Origin of the sequence: Streptomyces eurythermus, assembly GCF_014649115.1 — a bacterium.
In the GTDB taxonomy this organism is placed as follows: domain Bacteria; phylum Actinomycetota; class Actinomycetes; order Streptomycetales; family Streptomycetaceae; genus Streptomyces; species Streptomyces eurythermus.
In genome coordinates this window covers 97,548-121,835 of the sequence record NZ_BMSK01000019.1, presented here as the reverse complement: position 1 = coordinate 121,835, position 24,288 = coordinate 97,548, and the positions used below count along the sequence as shown (strand labels likewise).

General features: G+C 73.5%; 23 protein-coding genes and 1 pseudogene. 12 read left to right on the top strand and 12 right to left on the bottom strand.

The genetic code is table 11. The annotated features are described in order from the left end of the window. Positions 1 to 161 precede the first annotated feature (161 nt). From IE251_RS31520 to IE251_RS31495, 6 genes are all read left to right on the top strand, one after another. A complete protein-coding gene (locus IE251_RS31520) occupies positions 162 to 2,993 on the top strand; it encodes a sensor histidine kinase (protein WP_189756367.1) in 2,832 nt (943 codons plus the stop codon). Next, the gene (locus IE251_RS31515) at positions 2,990 to 3,487 is read left to right on the top strand and encodes a roadblock/LC7 domain-containing protein (RefSeq protein WP_189756366.1); all 498 of its coding nucleotides are present in this window, start codon (positions 2,990 to 2,992) and stop codon (positions 3,485 to 3,487) included. Before IE251_RS31520 ends, IE251_RS31515 begins: the two co-directional genes overlap by 4 nt. Beyond that, positions 3,484 to 3,909 (top strand): DUF742 domain-containing protein, encoded by a 426-nt coding sequence (locus IE251_RS31510; RefSeq protein ID WP_030789923.1) that lies wholly within the window; start codon positions 3,484 to 3,486, stop codon positions 3,907 to 3,909. The genes IE251_RS31515 and IE251_RS31510 overlap by 4 nt, the downstream gene beginning before the upstream one ends. Then, positions 3,890 to 4,546: a GTP-binding protein gene (locus IE251_RS31505; RefSeq protein WP_030789926.1), complete on the top strand. Its 657-nt coding sequence runs from the start codon at positions 3,890 to 3,892 to the stop codon at positions 4,544 to 4,546. The genes IE251_RS31510 and IE251_RS31505 overlap by 20 nt, the downstream gene beginning before the upstream one ends. A gap of 23 nt (positions 4,547 to 4,569) precedes the next feature. After that, a complete protein-coding gene (locus IE251_RS31500) occupies positions 4,570 to 5,823 on the top strand; it encodes a styrene monooxygenase/indole monooxygenase family protein (RefSeq protein ID WP_189756365.1) in 1,254 nt (417 codons plus the stop codon). 85 nt (positions 5,824 to 5,908) lie between these two features. Continuing rightward, a complete protein-coding gene (locus IE251_RS31495) occupies positions 5,909 to 6,412 on the top strand; it encodes a hypothetical protein (RefSeq protein ID WP_189756364.1) in 504 nt (167 codons plus the stop codon). Here IE251_RS31495 and IE251_RS31490 read toward each other — a convergent pair. The 4 genes from IE251_RS31490 to IE251_RS31475 form a co-directional block, all read right to left on the bottom strand. Further along, a complete protein-coding gene (locus IE251_RS31490) occupies positions 6,409 to 7,503 on the bottom strand; it encodes a C40 family peptidase (protein ID WP_189756363.1) in 1,095 nt (364 codons plus the stop codon). The genes IE251_RS31495 and IE251_RS31490 overlap by 4 nt on opposite strands. Positions 7,504 to 7,615: 112 nt before the next feature. Continuing rightward, on the bottom strand, positions 7,616 to 7,942 hold the full coding sequence (locus IE251_RS31485) for a DUF8847 domain-containing protein (protein WP_189756362.1): 327 nt from the start codon (positions 7,940 to 7,942) through the stop codon (positions 7,616 to 7,618). Further along, positions 7,939 to 8,604 carry a TetR/AcrR family transcriptional regulator gene (locus IE251_RS31480; protein ID WP_189756361.1) on the bottom strand — a complete coding sequence of 222 codons (666 nt, stop codon included), beginning with the start codon at positions 8,602 to 8,604 and terminating at the stop codon, positions 7,939 to 7,941. Before IE251_RS31480 ends, IE251_RS31485 begins: the two co-directional genes overlap by 4 nt. A 101-nt stretch (positions 8,605 to 8,705) precedes the next feature. Then, the gene (locus IE251_RS31475; protein ID WP_030789944.1) at positions 8,706 to 9,644 is read right to left on the bottom strand and encodes an AurF N-oxygenase family protein; all 939 of its coding nucleotides are present in this window, start codon (positions 9,642 to 9,644) and stop codon (positions 8,706 to 8,708) included. A 123-nt stretch (positions 9,645 to 9,767) separates the two neighbouring features. On the opposite strand from IE251_RS31475, the gene IE251_RS31470 reads away from it, so the two are divergent. Next, complete coding sequence (locus tag IE251_RS31470; protein ID WP_189756360.1) at positions 9,768 to 10,877, top strand: ferritin-like domain-containing protein; 1,110 nt, start codon at positions 9,768 to 9,770, stop codon at positions 10,875 to 10,877. Positions 10,878 to 10,939: 62 nt separating this feature from the next. Beyond that, positions 10,940 to 11,776 carry a hypothetical protein gene (locus IE251_RS31465; protein ID WP_189756407.1) on the top strand — a complete coding sequence of 279 codons (837 nt, stop codon included), beginning with the start codon at positions 10,940 to 10,942 and terminating at the stop codon, positions 11,774 to 11,776. Between the two features lie 7 nt (positions 11,777 to 11,783). On the opposite strand, the gene IE251_RS31460 is transcribed toward IE251_RS31465, so the two are convergent. The 5 genes from IE251_RS31460 to IE251_RS31440 all read right to left on the bottom strand — a co-directional run bounded on the left by IE251_RS31460 (position 11,784) and on the right by IE251_RS31440 (position 17,322). Further along, complete coding sequence (locus IE251_RS31460) at positions 11,784 to 13,241, bottom strand: penicillin-binding transpeptidase domain-containing protein (protein WP_189756406.1); 1,458 nt, start codon at positions 13,239 to 13,241, stop codon at positions 11,784 to 11,786. Between the two features lie 35 nt (positions 13,242 to 13,276). Then, on the bottom strand, positions 13,277 to 14,638 hold the full coding sequence (locus IE251_RS31455; RefSeq protein ID WP_189756359.1) for an FtsW/RodA/SpoVE family cell cycle protein: 1,362 nt from the start codon (positions 14,636 to 14,638) through the stop codon (positions 13,277 to 13,279). A gap of 133 nt (positions 14,639 to 14,771) precedes the next feature. After that, on the bottom strand, positions 14,772 to 16,016 hold the full coding sequence (locus IE251_RS31450) for an ATP-binding protein (RefSeq protein WP_189756358.1): 1,245 nt from the start codon (positions 16,014 to 16,016) through the stop codon (positions 14,772 to 14,774). Next, positions 16,013 to 16,738, bottom strand: a complete 726-nt coding sequence (locus IE251_RS31445) for a hypothetical protein (RefSeq protein ID WP_189756357.1) — start codon at positions 16,736 to 16,738, stop codon at positions 16,013 to 16,015. Before IE251_RS31445 ends, IE251_RS31450 begins: the two co-directional genes overlap by 4 nt. Before the next feature lie 77 nt (positions 16,739 to 16,815). After that, on the bottom strand, positions 16,816 to 17,322 hold the full coding sequence (locus IE251_RS31440) for a protein-tyrosine phosphatase family protein (protein WP_189756356.1): 507 nt from the start codon (positions 17,320 to 17,322) through the stop codon (positions 16,816 to 16,818). Between the two features lie 97 nt (positions 17,323 to 17,419). Between IE251_RS31440 and IE251_RS31435 the strand changes: the two genes are divergently transcribed. After that, positions 17,420 to 18,223, top strand: coding sequence for a nuclease-related domain-containing protein (locus tag IE251_RS31435; protein WP_189756355.1), 804 nt, complete (start codon positions 17,420 to 17,422; stop codon positions 18,221 to 18,223). A gap of 264 nt (positions 18,224 to 18,487) precedes the next feature. Here the strand turns inward: IE251_RS31435 and ligD are convergent, their stop codons facing one another. Further along, positions 18,488 to 19,375: a non-homologous end-joining DNA ligase gene (ligD, locus tag IE251_RS31430; protein WP_189756354.1), complete on the bottom strand. Its 888-nt coding sequence runs from the start codon at positions 19,373 to 19,375 to the stop codon at positions 18,488 to 18,490. A gap of 53 nt (positions 19,376 to 19,428) precedes the next feature. On the opposite strand from ligD, the gene ku reads away from it, so the two are divergent. Beyond that, entirely contained in the window at positions 19,429 to 20,457 is a 1,029-nt protein-coding gene (gene ku, locus IE251_RS31425) for a non-homologous end joining protein Ku (RefSeq protein WP_189756353.1), read from the top strand. Between the two features lie 267 nt (positions 20,458 to 20,724). Here ku and IE251_RS31420 read toward each other — a convergent pair whose 3' ends face one another. Then, positions 20,725 to 21,972 (bottom strand): MFS transporter, encoded by a 1,248-nt coding sequence (locus IE251_RS31420; protein WP_373302074.1) that lies wholly within the window; start codon positions 21,970 to 21,972, stop codon positions 20,725 to 20,727. A 117-nt stretch (positions 21,973 to 22,089) separates the two neighbouring features. Between IE251_RS31420 and IE251_RS31415 the strand changes: the two genes are divergently transcribed. Beyond that, positions 22,090 to 22,485 carry an ArsR/SmtB family transcription factor gene (locus IE251_RS31415; protein WP_189756352.1) on the top strand — a complete coding sequence of 132 codons (396 nt, stop codon included), beginning with the start codon at positions 22,090 to 22,092 and terminating at the stop codon, positions 22,483 to 22,485. A gap of 98 nt (positions 22,486 to 22,583) precedes the next feature. After that, complete coding sequence (locus tag IE251_RS31410; protein WP_189756351.1) at positions 22,584 to 23,828, top strand: MFS transporter; 1,245 nt, start codon at positions 22,584 to 22,586, stop codon at positions 23,826 to 23,828. A 38-nt stretch (positions 23,829 to 23,866) separates the two neighbouring features. Here the strand turns inward: IE251_RS31410 and IE251_RS31405 are convergent. Next, positions 23,867 to 24,280: pseudogene (locus IE251_RS31405) on the bottom strand (DNA-binding protein). Positions 24,281 to 24,288 lie beyond the last annotated feature (8 nt).

Sequence of the window (24,288 nt, the reverse complement as noted above, 5' to 3'; positions counted from 1 at the left end):
CTCCCCTCCGATGTTCACTCCTTCGGGTGGCGGGTCAGGTGATGCGCGACCACTGCCCACCGGCGCTGGGAGGGTCGGGAACCGTACGAACCGGGTGTACGCACCACTTGGCCCCGAAGTGACGGGGCACCACCCGGGCCCCTGGGTAGACGAGTTCGAGAATGCGAGCACCGGTGCAGAAGAAGCGGCCTCGGCGCACAGGCAGTCAGCCGGCCCCCGCGGGGACCGTCCCGCAGACCTCCGTGGGCACCGGCCGCCCCACTCATGTGCGCACCCGGCTGATCGTCGCCGTCGCGGTGGTGGCCGCCGCCGTGGCCGGGGCCGGCGTGCCCGCGCTGCTCACCGCCTCCCAGGACGTCGGCGACTCCCAGGAACTGGTGACGCTCGCCGCCCGCACCCAGGACGCGCTGACCCTCGCCCACTCCCTGGCCGACGAACGCGACGAGGTCACCCCTTACGTCGCGGCCGGCCGCCCCCGCTCCAAGGCACCCTCCGAGGACCGCAGCGCCCGGGTGGACCGGCAGGCCGCGGAGCTGCGCGCGGACCCCGACACCCCGGCCCGCGTGCGCACCGCCCTCGACGGCATCGACAAGCTCCGCCGGGCCGCCCTCACCGGCAAGACCGACGCCCTGCGGACCCACCAGGCGTACTCGGCGGCCATCACCGAACTGCACCGGCTCGCCGAGCAACTGGCCGAGCAGCTGCCCCCGCGGGCCGGCTCCGGCGCCCACGCCCTCGCCGAACTGGACTCCGCCGTCCAGCAGTCCGCCGCCGCCCGCGGCCTGCTGCTGGCCGCGCTGAACGTCCCGTCCTCCACCCGGACGGTCATCGACCCCGTCACCGGTCTGCCCACCACCTCCGCCGGCGGCGACGACACCGACCGCCGGCAGCGCGACGCGCTCACCACCGCCGCCCAGCAGGCCCGGCTGCGCGCCGACGCGGCCCTCGCCGACTTCCGCGCCACCGCCCCCGAGGCGGCCGTCGACTCCTACGACTCCACGGTCACCGGCCCCGAGGTCAACTCGGCCGAGAAGTTCCTCACCGCGCTCACCGACCAGCCGACGCTGGCCGACAGCGAGCTGACCACGTCCGCCAAGAAGCTGGACGCGGCCCTGTCCGCCCGCGTGGACCTGATGCGCGGCGCCGAGTCCGCGCTCTACGACCACCGCACCAAGGACCTGGAGAAACTCCGGGACGACGACGTCACCGCCCTGGAGATCCGCGTCGCCGTCCTCGGCGTCCTGCTGCTGGTCGCGGTCGGCGTCGCCACCGCCATGGCGCGCAGCCTGACCCGCCCGCTGTCGGTGCTGCGCCGAGGCTCGGCCCGCCTGGCCGGGGCCGAGGACCCGGCGGCCCAGGAGCCGATCGCCTTCACCGGCCGCAACGACGAGTTCGCCCAGGTCGTCCGCTCGGTCAACGCCCTGCACGCGCACGCCGTCGCCCTGCACGAGCGGGTGGGCACCCTGGAGACCGACCGCAAGCATCTGGTGGGCCAGCGCCAGAAGATGGCCGACGCCCGCGAGGAACTGCGCGCCGAACTCGCCGACTCCGCCGCCCAGCTGGAGCGGCTGCGCACCAGCATCGGCTCCACGTTCGTCAACCTGGCGCTGCGCACCCTGGGCCTGGTCGAACGGCAGCTGGCGGTCATCGAGGGCCTGGAGGACCGCGAGCAGGACCCCGACCGGCTCGCGACCCTCTTCAAGCTGGACCACTTCGCCACGGTCATGCGCCGGCACAGCGAGAACCTGCTGGTCCTCGCCGGCACCGAGCACGTCCAGCAGCACCCCGGCCCGGTGCCGCTGGTCGACGTGGTCCGGGCGGCGGTCAGCGAGATCGAGCGCTACGAACGCGTCCGCATCGCCTCCCTGCCGCCGCACGCGCACGTGGCCGGGTTCGCCGCCGACGACCTCTCCCACCTGCTGGCCGAGCTGATGGAGAACGCCACGTCGTTCTCCCCGCCGGAGCTGCCGGTGGAGGTCTCCGGCTGGCTCCTGGAGTCGGGCGAGGTCATGCTCTCCGTCCAGGACGAGGGCATCGGCGTGGCCGAGGAGCGCCTGACCCGCCTCAACGCCCGCCTCGCCGACTTCGACCCGCAGTCCCTCTACGACCAGAACGACGCCGACGGCCTCGGCCTCGGCCTCTACGTGGTCGCGCGCCTCGCCCACCGCCACGGTGTCCGGGTCCAGCTGCGCGACCAGAAGCAGGGCGGCACCGCGGCGGTCGTGGTCCTGCCGGCGCAGATCCTCGCCGAGGCCCCGCCGGCCGCCCTGCCGCCGAAGACCGAGTCCGGCAGCACCACGGGTACGTACACCCTGCCGGGCGCCGACGCGGAGGCCAACTCCAACGTCCTGCGGGCCCGCACCAAGGACCCGCTGGTGGCCCTGGCCGAACAGGCCGTACGGGACACCCACGAGCAGGCCACCCCGCCCACCGACCCCACGGAGACCCGCCCCAAGCCGACGGAGACCCCCGCCGAGACGACGATGGAACTCCTCCTGCCGACACCGCAGGAGGAACCGGCGGAGGAACCGGGGGCGCCGGAGCAGCCCACGGCACACTCCGAGCACCCGCGGACCCGGCCCACGGCCCCGGCGGCCGCCGACGGCGAGCACGCCCCGCAGGGGCCACCCGCACGCGACGACGAAACCCGCACGGGTGCTGCGGGTGGGAACCCGGACGCCGACGGCGAAGCCGAGGCGAACGCACCGGCCGAGGCGCCAGAGGCGGACGCGCCGGAGCAGCTCACCAGCAAGGGTCTCCCCAAGCGCACACCCAAGATCACCGCCCCCGCCGCCCCGCCCCGCCAACGCAACACCCGCATCGACGCCGAAGCCCTGCGCCGCAGGCTCGGCGGCTTCCGCAGCGGCGCCGAGGCCGGCTACCGCGACGTAGAGACGGAGATCGCCGAGAAGACGGCCGGCCACCGACGGCCGGCCGGCTACGCACACGCCGAAGAAGCCACGGGGGGCACAGCCGAGGAGGCAAGCAGTTGACCGCGCCCACTACCTACGGACTGAGCAGTGAAGCCCGCAACCTGCACTGGCTGCTGACCAACCTGGTCGAGGAAGTACCCGGCATCCAGTCCGTCGCCGTGGTCTCCTCGGACGGACTGCTGCTGCTGTCGTCCGACCCGGCCCACACGGAGCAGTCCCGTGCGGCCCGCCCGGCGAAGGGCCCGCGCGGCTCCTCCGCCGATCTCGCCACCATCGTCTCCGGCATCGGCAGCCTCACCGTGGGCGCCGCCCGGCTGCTGGAGTACGGCGGGGTCAAGCACACCATGATCGCGATGGACGAGGGCAGCCTGTTCGTGATGTCGATCAGCGACGGCTCGCTGCTCGGCGTGCACGGCTCCGCCGAGTGCGACATGAGCGTGGTGGCGTACCACATGGCGCTGTTCGTGGGCCGCGCCGGGCACGTCCTGACGCCCGAACTCCGCAGCGAGCTGCGCAAATCCATGGAGGCCGAGTCGACGGGGAGCACCCGGTGAGCGGCCCCGCGAACAAGCCCGGCAAGCAGCGCCTCCCGGTACGCGGCGGCGACCGCAAACCCGCCCGCGTCCGCCCCTACTCGCTCACCGGCGGCCGTACCCGCTTCGGTCACGTCCTCCTCGTGGAGACGTTCGTGGCCGCGCTGGAGGCCCCCGAGGAGCGCAAGGAACTGACGAACGGCTCGCAGGCAGGCCGGGGCATGCCGGAGATGCTGGCCATCGTCGAGTTGTGCCGCCGTATGCGCACGGTGGCCGAGATCGCCGCGCTGCTGAAGATGCCGCTCGGTGTGGTCCGCGTCCTCCTGAGCGACCTCGCGGACCAGGGAAAGATCCGTGTGTACGGCACCGGAACCGGTCACGGCACCGGCCGGCCGGACCGCGCGCTGCTGGAAAGGGTGCTGAGTGGACTCCGCCGTCTCTGACGCCACCGCCGCCTTCGGGGGCGCTCCCCTTCTCGCCTCCCACGGCGAGCCGGACGAGGACCTGAAGTCCTGGCAGACCGACCGGACGCGGGCCCCCATCGCGACGAAGATCGTGGTGGCGGGCGGCTTCGGCGTCGGCAAGACCACCCTGGTCACCTCCGTCTCGGAGATCACGCCCCTGCAGACCGAGGCGCTGATGACCGAGGCCAGCGAGGACACCGACGACCTGTCCGCCACCCCGGGCAAGCTCACCACCACCGTGGCCATGGACTTCGGCCGCATCACGCTCGACGACGACCTGGTGCTCTACCTGTTCGGCACGCCGGGTCAGCAGCGGTTCTGGTTCATGTGGGACGACCTGGTGCGCGGCGCGATCGGCGCCGTCGTCATGGCCGACACCCGGCGTCTGAAGGACTGCTTCCCCGCGCTGGACTACTTCGAGAGCTGCGGACTGCCCTACGTCGTCGCCGTCAACCACTTCGACGGCAGCGAACGGTTCGAGCCGGAGGACGTGCGGGAGGCGCTGACCATACCCGCGCACATCCCTGTCATGATCATGGACGCGCGACGGCGGTTCTCGGTCATCGAGACCCTGCTGGCCCTCGTCGGCCACGCGCTGGACGAAACCCCCGAGTAGTCCTGATAGGAGTCCCCACCCGCATGCGGAAGATACTCGTCGTCGGAGCCGGCCAGTCCGGCCTCCAGCTCGCCCTCGGCCTGCAGTCGCACGGCTACGAGGTCACCCTGATGTCGAACCGGACCGCGGACGAGATCCGCTCCGGCCGGGTCATGTCGACGCAGTGCATGTTCCACACGGCACTCCAGCACGAGCGCGACCTGCAGTTGAACTTCTGGGAGTCCCAGGCCCCGAAGATCCAGGGACTCGGCGTCTCGGTCGCCGCGCCCGGCTCGCACGACCCGGGCCCCACCCAGCGGGCCGTCGACTGGGTGGGCAAGCTGGACGGGTACGCGCAGTCGGTCGACCAGCGCGTGAAGATGGCCGGCTGGATGGAGACCTTCGCGCAGCGCGGCGGCCAGCTGGTCATCCACGGCGCGGCCGTCGGCGACCTGGACTACTTCTCCCGCACCTACGACCTCGTGCTGGTCGCGGCCGGCAAGGGCGAGCTGGTGTCGATGTTCGCCCGCGACCCCGAGCGCTCCCCGTACGCCGAGCCGCAGCGGGCGCTGGCGGTGGCCTACGTGCACGGGCTCGGCCCGCGCCCGGAGCACCCGGAGTTCGACGCGGTCCGCTGCAACCTGGTCCCCGGGGTCGGCGAGCTGTTCGTCATGCCGACGCTGACCGTCTCCGGCCGCGCCGACATCCTGTTCTGGGAGGGCATACCCGGCGGCCCGCTCGACGTCTTCCGAGGCGTCAAGGACCCGGCGGAGCACCTCTCCCTGACCCTGGAACTCATGGAGAGGTTCACGCCCTGGGAGTACGCCCGGGCCACCAAGGTGGAACTGACCGACGCGGGCGGCACGCTGGCCGGGCGCTACGCCCCGACCGTGCGCAACCCCGTCGGCCGGCTGCCCTCGGGCGGTCTGGTCCTGGGCGTGGCCGACGTGGTCGTGGCGAACGACCCGATCACCGGGCAGGGTTCCAACTCGGCGTCCAAGTGCGCGGCGGCGTATCTGGCCTCGATCCTCGAGCGCGGCGACCAGCCCTTCGACGAGGAGTGGATGCGGGCCACCTTCGACCGCTACTGGGCCACCGCGCAGCACGTCACCAAGTGGACCAACGCCATGCTGGCGCCGCCGCCGGAGCACGTGCTGAACCTCATCGGCGCGGCCGGGTCGCTCCAGCCCGTGGCGGACCGTTTCGCCAATGGTTTCAACGACCCGGCCGACTTCGAGGACTTCTTCTTCGACCCCGACAAGGCGGCCGCCTACCTGGGATCGTTCACCGGAGCCTGATGGTTTTGTCCCCTTTTGACACCTGATGGCGGCGGGGGGACGCTGGTTCAGGTGTGCAGGGGGGACAAGCCATGGAGGAGTTTCCATGAACGGTCGACGTGTACGCCTCGCGGTTCTGGCGCCCCTGGCCGTGTCGTCGCTCGCGTTGGGGGCGGTGACCTTCTCCGCCCCCACAGCGACGGCGGCATCGCCCACCTGTAGCGTCACAGGCACCGACAATCCCAACAACCTGCTGGTCAGCGGCAGGGACTTCAGGCCGGGCAAGTCCGTGGCCGTGGAATCCGCCAACGGGTCCGAGGGCAGCGTGAGGGCGGACGCCACCGGTCGCTTCACCCTGACGGTGACCGACGCGAGCGGCACCGTCAGCGCCCAGCAGATCGGCGGCCCCGTGGTCGGGTGCGGCACGGCCGCGGAGGGGGAGCAGAAGAACGCCAAGGAGCAGTTCAACGAGGGCTTCCGGCAGGGATTCGCGGCCGTGCGGGAGAACTGCGACAGCAGGGAGCCGCAGCGGGGGTTCGCGCGCGTGGACGAGAACTTCGAGCGGGGGTTCAACGCCGGCGTGGACGCGGCGACCAGGCGGTTCTGCTAGGTCCGGCCGGGTCGTCCGGGAGCGGGACGTACGGCGCCCAGGATCGGGTGGGCGGCGATCGGTGAGACCGTGACCCGCCCGCCCGGTCGCGGCGCCTGGACGACCTTTCCGTCCCCCACGTACATCGCCACGTGCGTCGCCTCGGGGAAGTACACCACCAGGTCCCCGGGGCGCAGCCGGCGCAGCGGCACCTTGCCGAGCCGGTCCCACTGCTCCTGGCTGGTGCGCGGGACCGGGACGCCCGCCTGGGCCCAGGCCCGCGAGGTCAGCCCCGAGCAGTCGTAGGCGTCCGGGCCCGCCGCGCCCCACACGTAGGGCTTGCCGACCTGGTCCAGGGCGTAGCGGACCGCGCGCTCGGCGGGCGCGGCGGGGCCGGCGGCGGGCGGCGTCGCCGGGCGGCCGGCGGGCAGGGCGCCCGCGGTGGTGAGTTCGCGCTGGGCCTTCGCGACACCCTGTTCCTCCAGCCGGGCCACGGCCGCGAGCTGGTCGGGGGTGAGGGTGGCCAGCATGCGCTCCACGCCGGCCAGCTTCGTCCGCACGTCGTCGCGCTGCCGCTTCTGCCGGGCGGCCAGGCCGAGCTGGGTGTCCAGGGCCTTGCGGGCCGCGCGCGCCAGGGCGTCCTGGCGGCGCTCCGCGGCGGCCAGCCGGGTCACCGCGCGGGCCCGCTCGCGCGCCAGCTCGCCGATGACATGGCCCTCGTCCAGCGCGGCCTGCGGATCGGGGGCGAGCAGGAGGCGGACGTAGGGGCCGAGGCCGCCGCCGCTCTGGTACTGCTGCCGGGCCAGCCGGCCGGCGTCCAGCCGCTGGGCCCGCAGGGCGAGCCGGGCGCGGGCGAGTTCGCCGTCCAGCCGGGCCACCTCGGCGCGCTGCCGCGTCAGCTTCTCCGTGGTGGCGTTGTAGGTCTCGGTGGCCCGCTCGGTCTGCCGGTACAGCCGCTGAAGGTCCGTCAGCAGCTGGGCGACAGACGGCTGTTGTTGCTGTGCGGACACGGACGGCCGCGGATCCGGCACGGCCGCGGCGGGTACGGGCGCGAGGACGGCCTGGGCCGCGACCGCGGCCGTACCGGCCAGACGCCGGAGCACTGCTGACACGTCATCACCTCCGGGGCGAGGAGGGCGGGCTCTCCGCCGTCCGTCGCACGGTGATAATCAGACGTGTCGGCACACAATATGCGGGAAGGCTGCGCGGTTCGGCCCACCGCTTTCACTCGTTCGTGTCACCCGGCTTGCCGGATCGCGGGGCATCGGGCGGGGGAGTGGCCGGGGCGGCCGGCTTCGACCAGGGCCACCTGAGCCGTCCGCCGGTGGTGTCGTCCGGGTCGTACCGGTACTTCCAGCCCTGGACCAGCCCGAGCCGCCGGCTGTGTCCGCGTGGCTCGCGCCGGTAGACCAGCACCGTGGGCGGGCCGCCGTCCGGGTCCGGGACGGGGATGCGGTACGTCTTCGGGGGGTGCCCGGTGGGGCCGAGCAGGACGGGCAGCACCCTGCCGTCCATGGGGCCGCCCTCGAAGGGGGTGTCCTGGCTCTTCACGCGCTCGGTACCGGGGCGTCCGCGGCGAGCGTGGCGACGAGCGCCGCCGTCTGCGGGTCGCGGCCCGCGGTGACCTTGAGGACGGCCACGAACTGCTCCACCAGCCAGTCGCGCAGTTCCGCGGGCGGTGGCTGCTTGTCGTTGTCCAGCCAGATCAGGGAGGCCGCCTCCACGGCCGCGATCCACATCCGCACGGTCATGCGCAGCGGCGCGCCCGGCTCGCTGACCTCCATGTGCTGGTAGATGTGCTCGGCGGCGGACCGGCGCACCCCGTCCACGATGGAGGTGGTGCGCTTGGTCTCCACCACGCTGCCGCCCTGGAGCAGCGCGGCGAAACCGGTGTCGTGCTGGTCGACGAATTCCAGGTAGCGGTCCAGGACGCGGGACAGGCGGGACAGCGGGGACGTCTCGTCGGGCTCGTCGAAGCACTGGTTCAGCTGCTCGGCGGCCGACCCGAGCGCGGCCTCGTAGAGCTGCTGCTTGCCGCCCGGGAAGTAGCGGTACACCAGGGGACGCGAGACTCCGGCCGCCTCCGCCACGTCATCGAGGGACACGTCCTCGGGCGCGTGGTGCGCGAAGAGGGAGAGCGCGGCGGCGAGGAGCTGGGTCCGTCGCTCCTCGACGCTCAGGCGGCGGTATGCGGGGGTGGCCGACTGGGTCATGCCGGTCAGCCTAACCGCCGACGTGGGGCCGCCATGCGGCGCTCGCGGGCGGCCGGGGCGCACACGCGCCGCGTCCGCGCCCCCCGGGAGGGCCCGCGGGGCTACGCCAGGAGACCCGACGCCCTCCACAGCCGCCGCCCCACGCCCCGCAGGACACCGATGTCGTCCAGGAAATCGGTCAGGCGCTTCGCACCCGTCTGCATGACTTCCCGCCGGTGCCCGCTGGCCTTCACCTGGGCCATCGCCTCCCGCTTGTCCAGCCCCACGTTCGTGTACACCTCCGGGTTGACGAAGGCGACCGAGAACACCCGGGCGAACTCGCCGGAGGTGACCCGGGTGAACTCCTGGGACCACTTCGGGGCGGTCACCATCTGGCGCCGCAACTCCTCACGGGCGTAGCGGACGTGCCGGGCCTCCTCCACCACGTGGATCCGCGTGACGCCCCGGATCAGCGGCTGCACCCGCTCGTCCGGGAAGGTCAGCCGCTGCATCCAGTCCAGGACCTCCTCGCCGAGCAGCGTGGCGGTGAACGAACCGGGCGTCGTGGAGATGGTCTTGAACAGGCGGCCGAGGTTCTGGTGGGCCCGGCTCACCGGGTACCAGGGCGTACCGCCGTGCGTGATCAGGCGCGCGAACATCTTGGAGTGCCGGCACTCGTCCTCGATCTCGGTGAGGGCGTAGCGCACGTGCGCGCTCGTCGCCGCCTTGTCGTAGACGTGCCGGACCAGCAGCTGCATCAGGATGAGCTCGAACCAGATGCCGAGCGAGGCCAGCGCCGCGGCCTCGTGCCGGGAGAGCAGGATGCGCTGCTCCTCGCTCATCCGCCGCCACATCGGGGTGTCGTAGAGCGAGACCAGCTCCGGCGGCCAGAACCACTTGCCCTCCTCGAAGGGCGCGTCCCAGTCCAGCTCCTTGTCCGGGTCGAAGGAGTGTTTGGCGGAAGAGGCGAGCAGTCGTTCGGCCACTTGTTCCCGGTCCTTGAGCAGGCCCAGCGCGTCGCGCAGCCCCTCCAGCGCGTCCGCTTCCGTCAGGGTCGTCATGGCTCCCTCACCTCGTTACCCGGGGGTAGTCGTTTCTGCTCTTATAAGACTCCTTGTCAGTAAGGCCGTCAATCCCTTGCGCAGGACTTGTTGACCCGGCGACCGCGCGTGAGCCTGGGGAGTATGGGGACCTACGACCTGTACGCCAACGACCCCGGGGACTCCCACTGGCGGGTGCCCGCCACCGGCGCGGCCCGGTTCACCTGGGAGTACGACGACGGCCGCGACCGTCTGCTCGCCCTGTACCAGAAGGGCAAGGACAAGCAGTGGGACGGGCGCACCCGCATCGACTGGGACCTGGAGGTGGACCCGTACGACGCCCTCGGCACGCCCGAGGAGGCCATGTCCCTGTACGGCACCCGCCATTGGGACAGGCTCTCCGACCGGGACAAGGGCGAACTGCGCCGGCACTACGCCTCCTGGCAGTTCAGCCAGTTCCTGCACGGCGAGCAGGGCGCGATGATCTGCGCGGCGCGGATCGTGGAGTCGGCGCCCGACCTGGACGCCAAGTTCTACTCCGCGACCCAGACCATGGACGAGGCCCGGCACGCCGAGATATACGGCCGGTTCCTGCACGAGAAGATGGGCCTGCTGTACCCGGTCGACGACGACCTCCAGGCGCTGCTCGGCGACACCCTGCGCGACAGCCGCTGGGACATGCCCTACCTCGGCATGCAGGTACTGATCGAGGGCCTGGCGCTGGCCGCGTTCGGCATGATCCGGGACACCACCGACAAGCCGCTGCCGAAACAGATCCTGACCTACGTCATGCAGGACGAGGCCCGGCACGTGGCCTTCGGCCGGATGGCGCTGCGCGACTACTACCGGCAGCTCACCGACGCCGAACTGCGCGAGCGCGAGGAGTTCGTCATCGAAGGCTGCCACCTGATGCGCGACCGGCTGCGCGGGGTGGAGGTGCTGGAGAACTTCGGCATCCCGAGGGCCGAGGCGGAGCAGATCAGCGAACAGTCCGAGTTCCTCCGGCTGTTCCGCAAGCTGCTGTTCAGCCGCATCGTCCCGTGCGTCAGGGACATCGGCCTGTGGGGCGAACGCCTCCAGCGGGCCTACGCCGACATGGGCGTCTTCGAACTCGGCGACTCCAGCCTGGACCAGCTCATGGCCCAGGACGAGGAACTGGCCGACCGCTTGGACGCCGAACGCTTCGCCATGGAGGAGCGGGAGCGGGTGGCGGAGGTGGAGGCGACGATCGAGTCGGGCGCGACGGAGGACTGACGGGCCGCGCGACCGGCGGTGGCGGGGGTGTCGGTGCGGTGCAGTAGCGTGCTGGCGTGTCCATGCCTCCGCCGCAGCAGTCGCCGTACCCGGGTCCCTACGGGCAGCAGCCCCCGCAGGCCGCCCCCGGCCCGTACGGCTCGCCGTACCCCCAGCAGGCGCCCTACCCGCAGCAGCAGCCGTACCCGCCGCAGCCGTACCCGGGCGGGCAGCCCTACCCGCCGCAGCAGCCCTACCCCGGCTGGGGCGTGCCGCCCATGGCGCCGCCGCCCAGGAAGCGCCGGGTCGGGCTGGTGCTCGGCATCGTGGGCGGAGTCGTCACGGTCGTCGTCGCCGGTCTCGTGGTGCTCGGCATGCTGGCCGGCAGCGGCTTCCCGGCGGCGGAGCACAAGCTGGTCCTGCCGCACAGCCTGCTCGACGGCGAGTACACCCTCGCCGAGGACCTCTCCGGCACCGAGGGCAAGAAGGTCGAGGACGAGGCCGACGGCGCCTGGGACGTCAGGGACGTCCACGCCACCGTCGGCCGCTACAGCCCGCCCGGCGACGCCTCCCGCTCCATGCTGCTGGTCTCCGGCATGTACGGCAGGTTCAAGAACACCCCCGCGATCCGCCGGGGCCTGCTCAAGGGTGCCGCCGAGGCCGACGGCGTGACCATGGAGCGGCCCGCGACGGACGTCACCCCGGCCGGCGCCGCCACCCCCGTCAGCTGCCAGGTGCTCACCCAGGAGAGCGGCTCCACCACCCTGACCTACGGCGTCTGCGCCTGGGCGGACGGCAACACGGCGGCCGCCGTCGGCAAGGTCGACCTGTCCGTGCACGACCCCGGCGACGTGGACCTGGAGGAGGCCGCGCGCACCGCCCTGCGGGTCCGCTCCGAGCTGCTGCGGCCCGCCGGCTGACCGGCGCTCAGCGGCCGAGCACCGCCCGCATCACCTCCTTGGCGATCGGGGCCGCGGTGCCGCCGCCGCTGATCTCGCCCCGGTCCGCCGCCGCGTCCTCCACCACCACCGCGACCGCCACCTGCGGCTCGGGCGCGTCCTCGGACTTCGCCCAGGAGACGAACCACGCGTACGGCACCCCCGTGTTGCCGACCCCGTGCTGGGCCGTCCCGGTCTTGCCGCCGACCAGCACCCCGGGGATGGCCGCGTTGGTGCCGGTGCCCTCCTCGACCACCCCGGCCATCAGCTCCGCCAGCCGCGCCGCGGTGGCGGGCCGCATCACCTGCCGGCCGGGCCGGGCTCCGCTCCCGGACAGGGGCGCGCCGCCGTGCCGGGTGGTCCGCTCCACCAGGTACGGCGGACGCAGCACCCCGCCGTCCGCGACCGCCGCCGCGACCATCGCCATCTGCAGGGGCGTGGCCCGCGTGTTGTACTGCCCGATCGACGACAGCGCCAGCTGCGCCCGGTCCACGTGCGGGTCGAAGGTGCTGGGCGCCACGGAGAAGGGGACGCGCACCTCGGTGTCGTTGAACCCGAACGCCTGCGCCGTCGCCACCATGTCCCGCACCCCCACGTCCACGCCCAGCTTCGCGAACACCGTGTTGCACGACCACTCGAAGGCGTCCCGCACCGAGGCGTCCGCGCAGCCGTCGCCCTCGTTGGTCAGCCGGGTGGTGGTGCCGGGCAGCCGGTAGGGGTCCGGGGAGTCGGTCCGCTCGTCCAGGTCCGTCACCACGCCCGCGTCCAGCGCCGCCGCCGCGGTGACCACCTTGAACGTCGACCCCGGCGGATACGTCTGCCGCACCGCCCGGTTGAGCATCGGCTTCTCCGGATCGTGGTTGAGCCGGGCCCACGCGGACACCACCGCCTCGCTGTTGCCCGACAGCTCCGACGGGTCGTACGACGGGCTGGTCACCAGCGCCAGGATCCGCCCCGTGGCCGGTTCCACCGCGGCCACCGCGCCCTTGCGCCCGGCCAGCCCCCGGTACGCGGCCTCCTGCGCCCGCCGGTTCAGGGTCGTCACCACGTCACCGCCGCGACCGCGCGCCCGGCTCACATCGCTCCACAGCGGCAGCGGGCGCAGCAGTGGATCGGTGCCGGACAGCACCCCGTCCTCGGTGTGCTCCAGGAACGTGGTGCCGTACTTCTGGGAGGCGAAGCCGGTGACCGGGGCGTACAACGGGCCGTCCGGGTAGGAGCGTTCGTAGCGCAGCTGCTCGCCGGTGTCCACCGAGCCGGTGACCGGGCGGCCGTCGACCAGGATGTTCCCGCGCGGCTGCTGGTAACGGGCGATCGTGGCCCGCCGGTTGGCCGGGTTGCCGTCGTACTCCCGGGACTGGACCACCTGCACCCGGGCCGCGTTGGCCAGCAGCGCGGCCAGCAGCAGGGCGCAGAAGGCGCGGGCGTACCGGATGTAGCGGGCCATCGGCCGCCCGCCGTCGGGCAGCGGGCCGTACTCGCTCACGGCGCCTCCCGGCCGTCGTACTGGCTGCGGGCGGAGTCGCTCACCCGGACCAGCAGCGCCACGATCGCCCAGTTGGTGACCACCGAGGAGCCGCCCTGGGCGAGGAACGGCATCGCCATGCCGGTCAGCGGGATCAGCCCGGTCACCCCGCCCGCGATCACGAACACCTGGAGCGCCACGATCGAGGCCATCCCGACCGCGAGGAGCCGGCCGAACGGCTCGCGCAGCGCCAGCCCGGCCCGGTAGCCGCGCTCCACCAGCAGCGCGTACAGCAGCACGATCGCCGCCAGCCCGGCGAGGCCCAGCTCCTCCCCGGCCGTCGCCAGGATGAAGTCCGACTTGGTGGCGAAGCCGATCAGGATGGAGTGCCCGAGCCCCAGCCCGGTGCCCAGGATCCCGCCCGCCGCGAAGGCGAACAGCGACTGGGCGAGCTGGTTGGGGCCCTGACCGGCCTCGATGGTGGCGAACGGGTGCAGCCAGTCCTCGATCCGCCCCCCCACATGCGGCTCCAGCCGGCCCACGGCGACGGCGCCGAGCACGGCGAGCAGCAGCCCGACCGCGATCCAGCCGGTCCGCCCGGTGGCCACGTACAGCAGCACCACGAACAGCCCGAAGAACAGCAGCGAGGTCCCGAGGTCCCGCTCCAGCACCAGGACGCCGACGCTCACCAGCCAGATCGTCAGGATCGGTCCCAGCACCCGCCCGGTCGGGAACTGCAGCCGCCACAGCCGGCGCCCGGTGTACGCCAGCGCGCTGCGGTTGGCGGCCAGATAGGCGGCGAAGAACACCGCGAGCAGCACCTTCGCGAACTCGCCGGGCTGGATGGAGAACCCGGCGATCCGGATCCAGATCCGGGCCCCGTTGACCGCCGGGAACAGGATCGGCAACGCCAGCAGCACGAGGGCGGCCACCACGCACACGTACGCGTACCGCTGGAGCACCCGGTGGTCGCGCAGCACCAGCACGACCCCGATGAACAGCCCCACGCCCAGCGTGGACCACACCAGCTGGGTCGGGGCCGCCCGGTCGCCCGGTGTCTCCAGGTCCAGCCGGTAGATCAGGACCAGGCCCAGCCCGTTGAGCAGCACCCCGATGGGCAGCGGCAGCGGATCGGCGTACGGCGCCCGGATCCGCACCGCGATGTGCGCGAACAGGGCGAGCACCGCGAGCCCGGCGCCGTACCCGACGGCGCCCGGCGGCACGGTCCCGGACCGGGCCAGCCCCACCGCGCAGTAGCCGTACACGGACAGCAGGACGGCCAGCACGAGCAGGGACAGCTCGACGCCCCGGCGCCGGGGAAGGCGCACGGCGCGCACGGGAGCGGTGGCCGCGGCCAGGGTGCTTCCGGCCTTCGTCATGCCCGGAACTTACCGAAATGGCACAGTCTGGCCAGGCAGGCGCCCCGGGCGCGAAGCGCCTCAAGGGGCGCGGGGAACGGCGCGCTCAGCCACACACCACGGAAAGCCCGACAACCACCCGCGGCCCCGAGCCCTACTCGCCCCCAGGCAGCCTCAACACGGCAACCGCGCCCCCGTCGACCGCGTTGCCGAAGCCCAGCGCAGCGCCCAGCACCTCCGCCTGCCCCACCGCGATGGTCAGCCCCAGCCCGTGCCCGGTCGCCCCGCCCTCCGTGCGGAACCGCTGCGGTCCGTGCGCCACCAGGTACTCCGGATACCCGGGCCCGTGATCCCGTACGGTCACCACCGGCCCGTCCACGGTCAGCACCACCGGAGGCGCCCCGTGCCGGTGGGCGTTGGCCACCAGGTTCCCCAGCACCCGCTCCAGCCGCCGCCGGTCGGTCTCCACCCGTACGTCCCGCAGGACACGCACCTCGGTGTCGGTGCCCGAGGCCCGCACCACCCGTTCGGCCAGCGCGCCCAGCGCCTCCGTGCCCAGCTCCAGCCGCTCCCGTCCGGTGTCCAGCCGGGAGATCTCCAGCAGGTCCTCCGTCAGGGTGCGCAGCGCCGCCACCCGGTCCCGTACCAGCTCCGTCGGCCGGCCCGGCGGCAGCAGTTCGGCCGCCGCGTGCAGCCCGGTCAGCGGGGTGCGCAGCTCGTGCGCCACATCCGCCGTGAACCGCTGCTCGCTCAGCAGCTTGCCCTGCAAGGAGGCGGCCATCGAGTCCAGCGCGGCGGCCACCGCGGCCACCTCGTCCTGCGGCCGGGCCGGATCCTTCGTACGGGGATCGTTCACCCGGGCGTCCAGGTCGCCGGCGCTGATCCGGCGGGCCACCCGTGCCGTGCCGTGCAGCCGCCGGGTCACCCGGGTCACCGCGAACACCCCGACCAGCACGGTCGCCCCGATCGCCAGGGCCGACGACCACACGATCGACTCGTCCAGGCCGGCGATGGTGCGCGACTGCTGCGAGTAGTCGACCGCCACGCCCAGCGCCCGGTGACCGGCCACCGGACCGGCCGCCCACATGGCGGGCCGCCCCCGGTACGTCGCCACCATCGTGCCGCGCTGCCCGGACACCGCCAGCCCGCGCAGCGACGGGGGCAGCTCCGCGGGGTCCACCCGGGCGCCCGGCAGCAGCCGGTCCCCGGCCTCGTACGCCTCGGTGGCGTCGGCGAGCCGGGACAGCGCCAGGTCACGGGCCTGGCCCACGGTCTGGTCGGTCACCGACACGTGCACCAGCACGCCGAGCAACGCGGCCAGCGCGCAGCACATCACCGTGATGAACGCGGCGGCCCGGACCGCGAGCGCGCCGGACCAGTGCGGCAGCGTGAGCCTCATCGCGCGCCCGCGGAGGCCGAGGGGGAGGGCGTGCGCCGGCCGTGCGGGCCGTCGCCGACGTGCAGGTACTCGTCGCGGGAGAACACCATCGCGCGCTGGTCCGGGTCCCACACCCAGGTGGTGCGGTACTCGTAGCCGGAGGTGTCGGCCGGGGAGCGTTCGATCAGCGCCCGCCCGGCCAGCTCCACCCCGAGGAGCGCGTCGTTGTCGGCCAGCACCCGCACCAGCCGCCGCCCCTCGACGGTGTAGACCCGCACCGCCGTCTGGTTGGTCGGGTACAGCCGGAAGCCCAGCGTCAGATCCGCCCGGCCGTCCCCGGTCAGGTCCCGGTGGTACGGCTTGAGCAGCGGGCAGCGCTCCCGGTCGCCGCCCGGCCGGCACTGCCTCATCCGGTCCACGGTCGCGTGGTACGCCCCCTTGGGGCCGTAGTCGGCGGGGTGCGCCGTCAGCTCCGCCTCGACGACCTCCACCGGATCGACCTTCCGGATGTCGCCGCCGGGGACCGTGACGCCCTTGACGGTCTCCCGGGTCGCCACGTCGTACGGGTAGGCCGGGCTGGACGCGGGCTGGAGGTCGGGCCACAGCCGGGTGGGGCTGACGGCGGTCGTGGTCGGCCCGGCACCGCGCAGGGCGCCGGTGTCCCCGCAGGCCGTCGCCGTCGCCGACAGCAGGGCGACGGCGGCCAGGGCGAGGGCGGTACGGGCGGGTCGACGGGCCGGCATCCCTACATTCTGACCGAAGTCTGCTTTGTACTGCTTCGTGAGCTGTGGGTGACGACCCGGCGGGCGGACGCGGCGGACTACTCGGCCAGCTCCTCCAGCAGCCGTACGGTCGCCAGACCCGTCCGCAGGTACTCCACGAACAGGTCGTTGTGCAGCGCCCACGCCGAGCGCCGGGCCCGGATCAGCTGGATCGCCTGGTCGGCCGTGTCGCCCCGCTGGACCAGCGCGTGCGCGACGACCAGCCCCGAGCGGTTGTACCCGTGGAAGCAGCGCACGAGCACCCGGCGCCCGGCGTCCAGCGCGTCGTTCGCCGCCCGGGCCAGCCGGATCACCCCGGCCAGCTGCGTGCCGTCCAGCGGCCCGTCCGGTATCGGCCACACGTGGTGCTCCACGCCCGCGTCGGGACCGTACCCGGGCAGCCGCAGCAGCGACTGCACCACGTCGAACTCGTCTCGTACGACGGCGAGCTCCAGTCGCCCGGACCGGTCCCGGAATTCGTGGCCGCCCATCCACAGGCCGGGCACGATCTCGTTCCACGGGCTCTTCGGAGCCGGTACGTCGGGCTGCTTTCCGCGGGTCCGCAACGGTGCCTCCCCAACTCCCCGCACAGGGCCGCCCACCACGGTAACCGGTCTTGCCCCGGGAGCACCCCGCCTGTTCCCATGGTCGAGGGGTGATGGCATGAGCGGACTGCGCGTGGTGCCGGCCTTCCGGCACGGTCGTGAACGGCTCTACGTCTGCCGCGCGGACGGAGCCGGCGTGGCCTGGTACGACCGTGAGGCGGGCCGGGTCGACCTCCTCGCCGAGGACGAGCGGGACGCCGTCCTCGAGGCGCTGCACCCCTTCCTCACCGGCCCGGTGACCGTGGGCCCGCCCCCGGTCCCCACCCCCGCCGAACTCGCCCGGCTGACCCTGCACCCCGACGACGACCTGGCCCCCAACCGCCCCGGGGAGGCCCTGCTCGTCGCCCTGGACCGCCACCCCGGCCCCGCGCACCGGCTGCGCCCCGACCCGCGGCGGCGCGCCCTGACCGCCGAGCAGGCCGTGGGGCAGGCCCTGGACGGGCTGGAGGGCGCCGGCTGGCACACCCTGCACTCCGTCCCGCTGCCCGGCGGCGACCGCATCCACCACCTGGTGATCGGCCCCGGCGGGCTGTTCGCCGTCCACGCCCTGTACGCCCGCCGGGCCCGGGTCCGGGTCGCGGATCCGATGGTCGCCCTGGGCCGCCGCGACGCCGAGCCGCTGCTGCGCCCGCTGCGCTCCGCCGCCGACCGCGCCTCCTACGCGCTGACCGCCGAGGTCCGCCCGGTGCTGGCCCTGGTGGGCCCGGCCGAGGTGACCGTGACGGCCGAGCCGCGCGGGGTGCGGATCCTGCGCGACCCGGACCTGGCGGACCTGGCCCGGCTGGGCGGGGTGCTCAAGCCGGCCGACGTGGAGGCACTGCACGGGATGGCACGGGACCGGAACGTCTGGCTGAGGGTCTGAGGCGGGGGCGGTCATCCGGGGCGAGCGTGGGCGTGGGAGGCGTCGGTTTCGGCTCCGGGGTCCGCGTGGGGCATGGCAGCGGGGTGGCGGGGTTGGGGTTTTGCGCGGCTGGCGGTAGTGGGGTGGCGGGTTCGGGGGTCTGTGTGGCTGGCGGTAGTGGGGTGGCCGGTTCGGGGTCCGCGCGGCTCGCGGCAGTGGGGCGGTCGACTCCGGGTCCTGCGCGGGGCGGGGCAGCGGGCCGGCCGGCTTCGGGTCCCGCGTGGGTCACGGCAGCGCGGCGGCCGACTCCGGATCCAGCAGGGGCGCCATCAGGTCGCCGTGGTCCGCCAGGCGCGGCGCGATGTCGCCGGCCCGGAACTCCAGCTGCGCGGGGCTGCGGCAGTCGGCGACCTCCTGCCAGGTCACCGGCGCGGACACCAGCGGGGCCGGGCGGGCGCGCACGGTGTAGGGGGTGGCCGTGGTCTTGCGGGCCGCGTTCTGGCTCCAGTCGACGAACACCTTCCCCGGTCTGAGGCTCTTCGTCATCCGGTGCACCACCAGCCGGGGCAGCGCCCGCTCGGCCTCCACCGCCAGCGCCTTCGCGTACTCGGAGGTCCGCTCGGACGAGCTGCCGCGCACCGCCGCCAGCAGGTGCAGCCCCTTCGACCCGGCGGTCTTCGGGTACGCCTCGATCCCGTCCGCCGCGAGCCGCTCGCGCAGCCACAGGGCGACCTCGCAGCAGTGCACGATGTGCGCGGGCGGCCCCGGGTCGAGGTCGAAGACCAGCCGGTCCGCCTCCTCGGGGCGCTGCACCAGCCACTGGTGGGTGTGGAACTCGGCGACCAGGTTGGCCGCCCAGACCAGGCTCGGCAGATCCTGGACGAGCACCATCCGGGCCGGGCTGTCCGGGGAGGAGCGGGGCACCTCGGCGGTGGTGACCCACTCGGGCGTACCCGGCGGCACGTTCTTGGTGAAGAACCGCTGGCCCCCGGGACCGTCCGGGTAGCGCAGGAAGGACACCGCCCGGTCGCGCAGATGGGGCAGCAGGGCGGTGGCGGTGGTCGCGTAGTAGTGCAGCAGCTCCGCTTTGGTGAAGCCGGTCTCCGGATAGAGCACCTTCTCCAGGTTGCTGAGCGCGATCCGGCGCCCCTCCACCTCTGTGATAGGCGTCATAGGATGACAATCCCAGACAAACCGGAAAAAACGGCAATGGAAGGGTGCGGCACGTGCGATCGATATGGAACGGCGCGATCTCCTTCGGCCTGGTCAGCATCCCGATCAAGCTGGTGAACGCCACGGAGAGCCATGCGATCTCCTTCCGCCAGGTCCACACCGAGGACAACGGCCGCATCCGATACCGCAAGGTGTGCGAACTGGAGGACCGCGAGGTCAGCCAGGCCGAGATCGGCAAGGCGTACGAGGACGCCGACGGCACGATGATCCCGATCAGCGACGAGGACCTCTCCCACCTGCCCATCCCCACCGCCCGCACCATCGAGATCGTGGCCTTCGTGCCGGCCGACCGGATCGACCCGCTCCAGATGGGCGCCGCGTACTACCTCGCGGCCGGCGGGGCCCAGGCCGCCAAGCCGTACACGCTGCTGCGCGAGGCCCTCAAGCGCAGCAACAAGGTCGCCATCGCCAAGTACGCGCTGCGCGGGCGGGAGCGGCTCGGCATGCTGCGGGTGGTCGGCGACGCCATCGCCATGCACGGGCTGCTGTGGCCGGACGAGGTCCGGGCGCCGGAGGGCGTCGCGCCGGACGAGCACGTCACCATCCGCGACAAGGAACTGGACCTCGCGGACGCCCTGATGGACACCCTCGGCGAGGTCGACCTGGAGGACCTGCACGACGAGTACCGGGAGGCGCTGGAGGAGGTCATCGCCGCGAAGGCCTCCGGCGAGGCACCGCCCGAGTCCCCGGCCCCCGCCGCCGGCGGCAAGGTGCTGGACCTGATGGCCGCCCTGGAGAACAGCGTCCGGGCGGCCCGCGAGTCCCGGGGCGCGGAGGAGGAGGCGGAGGTCAGACAGCTGCGCCGGGGCGCGTCGGCGCCGAAGGAGACGGGCGCCAAGAAGTCCACGTCGACGAAGAAGACCCCGGCCGCGAAGAAGGCCGCCCCCGCCCGCAAGTCGACGTCCAAGGCGGGGGAGGGGGCGGCGAAGAAGACGACGGCGAAGAGTACGGCGACGGCGAAGAGCACGGCCGGGAAGAAGACGGCGACGAAGAAGACGGCGTCCCGGAAACGGACGGCGTGAAGGGCGCCGGGCGCACCTGCTCAGGGGCATGGGCGGTACTTGCCCAGGGGCGTCGGCCGCACCTGCTCAGGGGCGCGGGGAACCGCGCGACCGACCACGGCGCGCCTGCCGACGCGGACGGGCCCGCACTCCCACGGCGCCCGCATCGGCACGACGCCCCCCCCACGGCGATCACACCCCGTACCCCGTCCGGTAGCCCCTCGCCCGCCCCCGTCAGGCGGCGGAGGACGCCCGCTCCCGTCAGGCGGCGGAGGACGCCCGCTCCCGTCAGGCGGCGGAAGACACCCGCTCCCGCCCGAGCAGCACCACCCCGCCCCCCGCCACGGCGAGCCCCGCCAGCGTCGTGCCGAAGACCGTCGCACCCGTCGTGAGGCCGACCGCGTCGCTCAGGTATCCCGCGCTCACCGGAAGGAGCCCGGCGGGCAGGTAACCCCCGACGTTCAGCGCCGCGTTGGCCTCGGCGAGCCGCGTCCCCGGCACGGCCGAGTTCAGCAGCGACAGCCCCCCGAGCTGTCCCATCCCCTGCCCGGCCCCCGCCAGCAGCGCCGCCCCGGCCAGCGCCGCGACCGACCCGGTGTGCACGGCCAGGAGGAGCGCGGCCATGCCGAGGGCGGTGGCACCGGCGCCGCAGGCCAGCACCGTGCGCCGCCCGAGCCCCCGTACCGCGAACTGCACGCCCGTGGCGGACAGGAACATCGCGAACGCCAGCCCCCCGGAGACGATGCGGCTCCCCGTGCCGAGCAGCCCCGCGAGCAGCGACGGCCCGAGCGACAGCACGAAGGACGTGGCGGTGATGCCGGGTGCGAACACGGCGATCCCCAGGGCGAGTTGCCATCCGGCACCGCGAGGCACCCCGGGCACCCGTACCCACCCCCCGACGCCACGAGCGCCACCGCGGCCCCCGTGGGCGGCGCCCACCGGCATCCGGACCACGACCACCACGGCCGACGCCAGCAGCACCGCCTCCACCGCGAACACGGTGACCGTGGGCCCGGGCAGCGTCTCGGACAGCACCCCGGCCAGCAGCGGCCCCAGCCCCGCCCCGAACACCATCGCGCAGGAGGCGAGCAGCGCGGCGAGCCGCCGCCGGGCGGGTCCCGCCACGTCCGTCACCGCGGCCATTCCCGCCGAGACCACGGCGCCGACCGCGATACCGGTGCACAGCCGGGCCGCGATCAGCGCGCCCACGCCGCCCGCGGTCGCGAAGACCAGGCAGGCGACGAGGGCGAGGCCCAGCGCGGGCAGCAGTACCGGCTTGCGCCCGATCCGGTCGGAGACGACGCCGGAGACGAGCAGGGACCCGAGCAGTCCCGCGATGTAACAGGCGAAGACCACGGTCAGCGTGCCCTTGCTGAACCCCATCTCGCGCTGCCAGAGCACGTACAGCGGGGTGGCCGCGTTGGACAGCACGAACACCGCCGTCACGGGCCAGGCGGCGAGCCAGACCCACCGTACGGGCACCTCACCCCCGCCCATCGCATGCCGGGCACGCTCACCGGCGGTCGCCGTCGTCATGGCGCAGTCCTCCCCTGAATCCCGGTACGAGTCGAGTCGTACTTGTACGAGTGGAGTCGAACTTAGCATGCAGTACGATCGGAGTCGTACAGGAAGTCCGCGAGAGGGGAGCCGCAGTTGACCGGGCAGAGGACCGAAGCGAACCGGCCGGCCGTGGGCGTCGAGGAGCGGCCGGAGCCCCCCGGCCTCCCCGACCCGCTGCCCGAACCGGCCGCCGCCGACATCAGGCTGGAAACCGTGCTGGGCGCGCTCAGCGACCCGCTCAGGCTGCGAATCGTCCGCAAACTCCTCCTGGAGTCCGAGGAGTTCGACCACACCTGCGGCTGGTTCGGCCTGGACCGCCCCAAGTCCTCGCTGACCCACCACTTCCGGGCCCTGCGCGAGGCGGGCGTCACCCGGCAGCGCCAGTACGGCCTCGAGCGCCGCAGCCAGGTCCGGGTGGCCGACCTGAACGCCCGCTTCCCCGGCCTGCTGGACCTGGTGGCCGCCTGGACCCCGCCGGACGGCGACTGAGACGTCCCGGGATGCGGACCGCGACCCGGTCCCCGACCATGGAAGTCGTCGCCGGGGGAGGGACAGTCAGGGCCGGACCGACCTCCTGGGAGCGTGAGATGACCGGTGACAGACCCTCCGCGGCGGCCTGGCGCAACCTGGTCATGGCCACCGTCGGCTTCACCCTCACCTTCTGGGCCTGGAACCTGATCGCCCCGCTCGCCGCCGACTTCGACGAACGGCTGCACATGGGCGCCTCGGCCCAGTCCCTCCTGGTCGCGGTCCCGGTCCTCGTCGGCTCACTCGGCCGGGTCCCGGTCGGCGCGCTCACCGACCGCTACGGCGCCCGCCTGATGTTCCCGCTGACCAGCGCCCTGACGATCATCCCGGTACTGCTCCTGATCCCGGCCCGGTCGTCGTACGCCGCCCTGCTCCTGGTGGGCTTCGTCCTCGGCCTCGGCGGCACGACGTTCGCGATCGGCGTGCCGCTGGTCAACTCCTGGTTCCCGCCCGCCCACCGGGGCGCGGCCCTCGGCGTCTTCGGCATGGGCATGGGCGGGGTGGCGCTGTCCGGCTTCCTCACCCCGCGCATGTACCACCGGGGCGAGAACCTGCCGTTCCTGGTCATGGCGGTCGCCCTGGCGGTGTACGCCGTCCTGGCCGCCTTCCTGATCAACGACCGCCCCGGCCGCCGAATCCCCTCCACCCCCCTGACCACGCGCCTCACCCAGGCCGCCCGCCTCCGCGTCACCTGGGAATTGTCGGCGCTCTACGCGATCGGCTTCGGCGGCATCGTCGCGTTCGGCGTCTACCTCCCCACCTACCTGCGCACCTGGTACGGCCTCAGCCCCACCGACGCCGGCACCCGGGCGGCCGGCTTCGCCCTGGTCACGGTGGTCTTCCGCCCCCTCGGCGGCTGGCTGGCGGACCGCGTCCACCCGGCGACCGTCACGGCCTGGGCGCTGGGCCTGGTGGCGGTCCTGGCGATCATCCAGTCCTTCGACCCGGTCCTGGTCCCCACCGCCACGGTCTGCCTGCTGCTGATGGCGGCGGGCCTCGGCACGGCCAGCGGCTCGGTCTTCGCCCTGGTCTCCCGGGTCACCCCCCAGCCCCAGGTGGGCAGCGTCACCGGCATCGTCGGCGCGACAGGCGGCCTGGGCGGCTTCGTCCCACCCCTGGTCATGGGCGCCGTCTACAGCGCCAAGTCCTCGTACTCCATCGGCTACATGCTCCTGTCCGACCTGGCCCTGGCAGGCTGCGTCTACGCCTACGGCCGCATGCGCACAGCGGGCACGACCCCGGAGCCGGCCCCGTCCCGGCCGGCCGGGCAGCCCGCCCCGATCCACGACCGGGGCCACCCCTGAATCCGACCGGAAACGCACCCCCGGGGGCCCGGCGCGCGTCAGAGCTTGATGACAGCGGCGTGCGTACCGCAGAGGGTGGTGAGGTCTTCCGGGGCGGAGGTGAGCACAGTGACGGGCCCCGGGTCGGTGCGGGCGGTCGCGCCGAGCGTGGCGTCGATGGCGTGCTTGTGGCCGTGCAGGCCGGCATCGGCGAGCAGGGCGGCGGCGTGCCGTGGCGATTTCCTCGGTGACCGCTCCACGACGAGGCGGGAGAGCGTCCGTTCCAGGGCCGGGCGGTCGAACACGCGGGTGGACTGCTTCCACCAGGGTGCCGCCGACGTGATCACAGGCAGATCATCGGCGTACGCCAAGGCGAGCCAGCCGGTGACCGCGCGGTCGCGCAGCACGGCCTTGGCCAGTCCCTCGCTGTCGAGTACCAGCGTGCCGCCCGGAGCCGCAGGGGAGCGTGTCACGCCGCGTT